The organism is uncultured Cetobacterium sp. (genome assembly GCF_947039425.1).
In the GTDB taxonomy this organism is placed as follows: Bacteria; Fusobacteriota; Fusobacteriia; order Fusobacteriales; family Fusobacteriaceae; genus Cetobacterium_A.
The window spans coordinates 1-5,765 of record NZ_CAMQYW010000114.1; the positions used below are offsets into that span (position 1 = coordinate 1).

At 27.9% G+C, this 5,765-nt stretch carries 6 protein-coding genes and 1 pseudogene; 4 read left to right on the top strand and 3 right to left on the bottom strand.

All coding sequences use genetic code 11. From position 1 onward, the window contains the following. Positions 1-1,186 (bottom strand): 3-phosphoshikimate 1-carboxyvinyltransferase (gene aroA / locus Q0V09_RS06885; RefSeq protein ID WP_297487880.1); only part of this gene is annotated, 1,186 nt, incomplete at its 3' end. A 175-nt stretch (positions 1,187-1,361) separates the two neighbouring features. Between aroA and Q0V09_RS06890 the strand changes: the two genes are divergently transcribed. The 4 genes from Q0V09_RS06890 to Q0V09_RS06905 are packed head-to-tail and all read left to right on the top strand — an operon-like array spanning position 1,362 to position 4,267. Further along, positions 1,362-1,547 (top strand): DUF896 domain-containing protein, encoded by a 186-nt coding sequence (locus tag Q0V09_RS06890; RefSeq protein ID WP_297406791.1) that lies wholly within the window; start codon positions 1,362-1,364, stop codon positions 1,545-1,547. 10 nt (positions 1,548-1,557) lie between these two features. Continuing rightward, the gene (gene asnS, locus Q0V09_RS06895; RefSeq protein ID WP_297406790.1) at positions 1,558-2,946 is read left to right on the top strand and encodes an asparagine--tRNA ligase; all 1,389 of its coding nucleotides are present in this window, start codon (positions 1,558-1,560) and stop codon (positions 2,944-2,946) included. Between the two features lie 19 nt (positions 2,947-2,965). After that, positions 2,966-3,997, top strand: coding sequence for an alpha/beta hydrolase-fold protein (locus tag Q0V09_RS06900; protein WP_297487882.1), 1,032 nt, complete (start codon positions 2,966-2,968; stop codon positions 3,995-3,997). Then, positions 3,998-4,267 (top strand): hypothetical protein, encoded by a 270-nt coding sequence (locus tag Q0V09_RS06905; protein ID WP_297407506.1) that lies wholly within the window; start codon positions 3,998-4,000, stop codon positions 4,265-4,267. 31 nt (positions 4,268-4,298) lie between these two features. Here the strand turns inward: Q0V09_RS06905 and Q0V09_RS06910 are convergent, their stop codons facing one another. After that, complete coding sequence (locus tag Q0V09_RS06910) at positions 4,299-5,498, bottom strand: bifunctional 3,4-dihydroxy-2-butanone-4-phosphate synthase/GTP cyclohydrolase II (RefSeq protein WP_297407504.1); 1,200 nt, start codon at positions 5,496-5,498, stop codon at positions 4,299-4,301. A gap of 21 nt (positions 5,499-5,519) precedes the next feature. Beyond that, positions 5,520-5,765: pseudogene (locus Q0V09_RS06915) on the bottom strand (riboflavin synthase); the annotation flags it as partial.

The window sequence follows — 5,765 nt, forward strand, 5'->3', positions numbered from 1 at the left end:
AACCAGTTAAAGCAAGAGACATAGCCATTCTATGATCATCATAGGTATTAAGAGATGCTCCTATATATTCATGTAGAGGTTTAGGAATAATTTTAAAACCATCTTCATATTCAATAAAAGTAACATTTAATTTTTCAAGTTCATTTTTTAAAGCAGAAATTCTATCGGTTTCTTTAATTCTCATATTTTCAACATCGTGAATATAAGTAGGAGAATCAGCAAATATTGCCACTGCTGCTAAAGTTTGGGCAACATCAGGAATATCATTCATACTAATATCAAGACCATTATATTTTTTAACACCTTTAATTGTGATTTTATTTTTTTCTTGATTTACTATGGATAATCCCATAGACTGGAGGACATTTAAAAATTTAGAATCTCCTTGAATGCTATTTTTAGCAAAGTTATTTAAAGTGATTTTAGAATTAGCAATAAGAGCAAGTGCTAAAAAATAAGATGCAGAAGACATATCTCCTTCAACTATATACTCTTTAATGTTATATTCCTTTGGAGTAATTGTAATTTTATTACCTTTAAATAGGTATTCTCCACCAAAATTTTTAATCATATTAAGTGTCATATCAATATATGGTTTTGAAACGATTTTACCAACTAATTCAATTGATATTTTATTTTTAAAATTAGGAGCAGCCATGAGAATTGATGATATATATTGGCTACTTTTACTTCCGTCAATTTTTACACATTCACAAGAAACACCTTGACATTGTAACTTAATAGGTGGATAACCACTTTCATTTAAATAAGTTACTCTAACTCCTAATTGTGTTAAAGACTGAACTAAATCTTTGATAGGTCTCTCATTCATACGTTCATTTCCAATGAGAGTAGCAGTACCATAGCCAGTGGCTAAATATGATGCAAGAAATCTCATAGCAGTACCAGCATTTCCAATGAATAAATCAATGTTATTAAATGTCGGATTTTTATTTCCAGTAATAGATATAGTTTTTTTATTTTCATCAACTATGATTTTATTTCCAAGTTCTTTTAAAGCATTGATCATGTATTTAGTATCGTCACTTAATAAAATATTTTTTAATAAAATACTCTTTCCAGAAAAGGCAGAAAGTATTAATGCACGATTTGTAATTGATTTAGAACCAGGAATATTAAATTCAGCAGAAAAATTTTCTTTAGGTATAGGTTCGTAAAAATTCATAAATTTAAAACTCCTTATAAAATATTTTAAATTTATTATAGCAATTTTTCTATTAAAATAATATAATAAATAAATCTTTTTAAAAATACTAGCAAATTGACAAAAGCCTAAATAAACGGTATAATTGTCATAAAAGTTTTTAAAAAGACTATGATGATAGTTTGGAGGATTAATAATGGAAATGAAAGACATTATCGAAAAAGTTAACTATTATGCTAAGGAGGCTCGTGAAAGAGAGTTAAACTCAGAAGAACAAGCTGATAGAGCTAAATATAGACAGATGTATCTTGAGCAATTTAAAGCACAAGTAAAACAAAAATTAGATTCAATTGAAATTGTAGACGAAAATAAAATAGTGTAGGGGGTAATCAATGAAGGCAGTAGTAAAATCTCTATATAGAGAAACAGAAAAATACCTAAACAAGGAAGTAGAATTATCAGGATGGGTAAGAAAAATAAGATCACAAAAGAATTTTGGATTTATAGAAATAAATGATGGAAGTTTTTTCAAAGGAGTTCAAATTGTTTTTGATACAAATTTAGAGAATTTTGATGAAATTTCAAGATTATCAATATCATCATCAATTATAGTTAAAGGAACAGTTGTAGAATCTCAAGGTGCAGGACAAACTTTTGAAATTCATGCAACAAGTGTTGAAATATTCCAAAAGGCAGATTTAGATTATCCTTTACAAAATAAAAGACAATCTTTTGAATATTTAAGAACAATAGCACATTTAAGACCAAGAACAAATACATTCTCAGCAGTATTTAGAGTAAGATCAGTACTGGCATATGCAATACACAAATTCTTCCAAGAAAATGGGTTTGTATATACGAATACTCCAATTATAACTGGATCAGATTGTGAAGGTGCTGGAGAGATGTTTAGAATAACAACTCTTGATTTAAATGATGTTCCAAAAACTCCTGAAGGAAAAGTTGATGTAACTAAAGATTTCTTTGGTAAAGAAACTAATTTAACTGTAAGTGGACAATTAAATGGTGAAACTTATTGTTCTGCATTTAGAAATATATATACTTTTGGACCTACTTTTAGAGCTGAAGAGTCAAATACGTCAAGACATGCTGCAGAATTCTGGATGGTAGAGCCAGAAATAGCTTTTGCTGATTTAGAAGGAAATATGGAATTAGCAGAAGATATGATTAAATTTATAGTGAAATATGTTATGGATGAGTGTCCTGAAGAGATGGCATTCTTTAATCAATTTATTGAAAAAGGATTGTTTGATAAATTAAATAATGTTTTAAATAATGAATTTGGAAAAGTAACATATACAGAAGCTATTGAAATTTTATTAAATTCAGGTAAGAAATTTGATTATCCAGTATCATGGGGAATAGATTTACAAACTGAACATGAAAGATTCTTAGCAGAAGAGCATTTTAAAAGACCAGTGTTTGTAACTGACTATCCAAAAGAGATAAAAGCATTCTATATGAAATTAAGTAAAGATGAAAAAACAGTTAGAGCAATGGATTTATTAGCTCCAGGAATTGGAGAGATCATTGGTGGATCACAAAGAGAAGATGATATAGAAATTCTTGAAAGAAGAATGGAAGAAGTAGGACTTGAAAAAGAGGATTATGGATTCTATTTAGATTTAAGAAGATTTGGAAGTTTCCCTCATTCAGGTTATGGTTTAGGATTTGAAAGAATGTTAATGTATGTAACTGGAATAACAAATATAAGAGACGTAATTCCGTTCCCAAGAACTCCAAATAACGCTGAATTTTAAGAAGAGATAGGAGAGCTTGATGATTTTAAAAATATTAGTTACTCTCATTATTTTAGGAATATTGTTTTATATTATAACTTACCCATATAATTCTAAACTTGAAAGAAAATTAAGAAGGGTAGAAAAGTTTCCAGAAGTTGAATATATACCAGAATCACAATCTCAATATATTAAATTTTCGAGTGAAGAAATGGATGAGGAGCTAATATTAGAAGAGAAGTTTCTTAATAGTAAATATGTAGATGAAAAGATGAGATATCTTGTTTTGAGACCAAGACACTTAAATGGAGAAGAACCTCTTTGTTTGACGCTACTTCATGGAATAAGAGATTGTGCTGATGATTGGATTTATAAGGCTAAATTAAGAGAAAATTATTTAACTTTGAGAAAGGATGGAAGAATAGGTGATATTATATTTATTCTTCCTAATTCTGGATTTAAGGGTGAAAGTTGGTATAGTAATTTTTTTAAAGACAAAAACCATCAATATGAAGAGTTTTTTTCTAAAGATTTAACAAACTTATTGAAAAAAGAATACCCTAATTCGAAAAGAGGAATAGGTGGATTTTCAATGGGTGGATATGGAGCTTTAAAAATTGGCCTTAAAAATTTAGATTCCTATGATGTTGTAGCTAGTTTTTCTGGGGCAATAAGCTTAATTAGAATGAGTATAAATAGAAGGGTTATGAGAATTTTTAGATATTTATATGTACCTAGTTTTTTATTTAATGATGTGGATAGAAATCATTTCGTAAAAGTTTTTAGCCCTTGGGGATATAAACTTTTAAAAAACGATCCGTATAGTATTATAAAAATGACAGATTCTGAAAAATATATTGGAAAGAAATTTTATTTAAGTGTTGGGTCAGAAGATAAAAAACCTTATTTAATGTTGCAACAGTGGCTTGATGTGGTTGGAAGAGCTAAAAAGTATAAATTAAATTTTAAAGGTACAATTTATGAAAATGAGCTTCATACTTGGGAATATATTTCAAAAGATATTTATAATTTTTTAATATATTTTAATGATGAAATGAAAAAGGAGAAATAAATGAAAAAGTTATTTTTTTTATTTTTCATTGTATTATTTACAGGCTGTATTTCTCTCGGAATAAAAGGAGAGTATAATTCTTTAGAAAAAAGATTTGATAGATTAGTTTCGGAATCTTTTAAAGAAAATGAAAGAAATGTATTAGAAAATAAATTTATAAGTCTTAAGAGAAAAGTTACAAGTGATAAAGAGTTATCAAAGTATAAAAAAAGAAGTTTAAATAAAAAAATAGATTACTATATAATGGTACTTAAAGATTTAAAAGATTAAAAAAAGTCACAGTTTTATGCTGTGACTTTTTTTAATTTATTTTTAATAAATGATTCATTTTTTCTTTTTTTGTTTTTAGATAAAAAGAGTTACATGAGTTGCTTGGAAATTCAATTTGTATTCTATCATTTATATTTATACCATATTTTTTTAAATCATTAATTTTTTTTGGATTATTAGTCATAAGATTGATACTTTTAATATTTAAAAGTTTTAACATTTGAGCAGCAACAGCAAAATCACGAAGGTCAGGATCAAAACCAAGAAGTGTGTTAGCTTCAACAGTGTCTTTACCTTGATTTTGGAGGTCGTAAGCTCTTATTTTGTTTAGAAGTCCAATACCTCTTCCCTCTTGTCTCATATATAAAAGGACACCAGAACCATTTTCAACAATGGCTTCTAAGGCTTTATCAAGTTGACTGCCACAATCACATTTTAAAGATGAAAATGCATCTCCAGTAAGACATTCAGAATGGACTCTAACTAAAACATTATTTTTTTCTGTTATATCACCATAAACTAAAGCAATATGTTCTTTAAAGTCAATTGTATTTGAAAAACCTATCATTTTAAAAAGCCCATGTTTTGTAGGTAAAGGAGCTTCACATTCATATTTTGTTTGTAATTCATTTGCTTTTTTATATTCAATTAGATCCTTAATTGAGATAATTTTAAGATCATATTTTTGGCAAAATTCTAAAAGATCAGGAAGTCTCGCCATATCTCCATCCTCTTTTATTATTTCACAAATAACACCACATCCACTAAAACCAGCCATTTTAGCTAGATCTACAGAAGCCTCAGTATGACCGTTACGTTCTATAACTCCACCCTTTTTAGCTATTAAAGGAAAAATATGACCTGGTCTTCTAAAATCTTTTGGAGAGGTTGCATTAGTAGCTAAATCTCTAATAGTATTAAATCTATCTCCAACAGAGATACCGGTAGTAGTACCAATTGTAGAATCAACAGAAACAGTAAAGGCAGTATGATAACAATCGCTATTGTTAAAAACCATAGGATTAAGACCTAGCTCACAAGCTCTATCCTCTTCTATAGGAACACAAAGTAAACCTTTAGCATGAGTGATCATGAAGTTAATATTTTCTTTTGAGATGATTTCCCCAATTCCAACTAGATCTCCTTCATTTTCTCTATCCTCGTCATCAACAACAACAATAAGTTTACCATTTTGTAGATCTTTAATAGCATCTTCTATTTTATTAAGCATTTTATTAAGCCTCCTGTAATTTTAAAAAAATCCATTTTCAGATAAAAAATTTGTTGTTATATTGGATTTTTTAATATTATCATTTTTATAGTTAAGTAATTTTTCTAAATGTTTTCCTATAAGATCAGTTTCTACATTTATAGAATCCCCTTTTTGTTTTAAACCTAAAGTAATATTTTTCTGTGTATGAGGAATGATTGATACAGAAAAAGTTGTATTATCTAAATGTGTAACAGTTAAACTAGCACCATCAAGTGCAACTCTTCC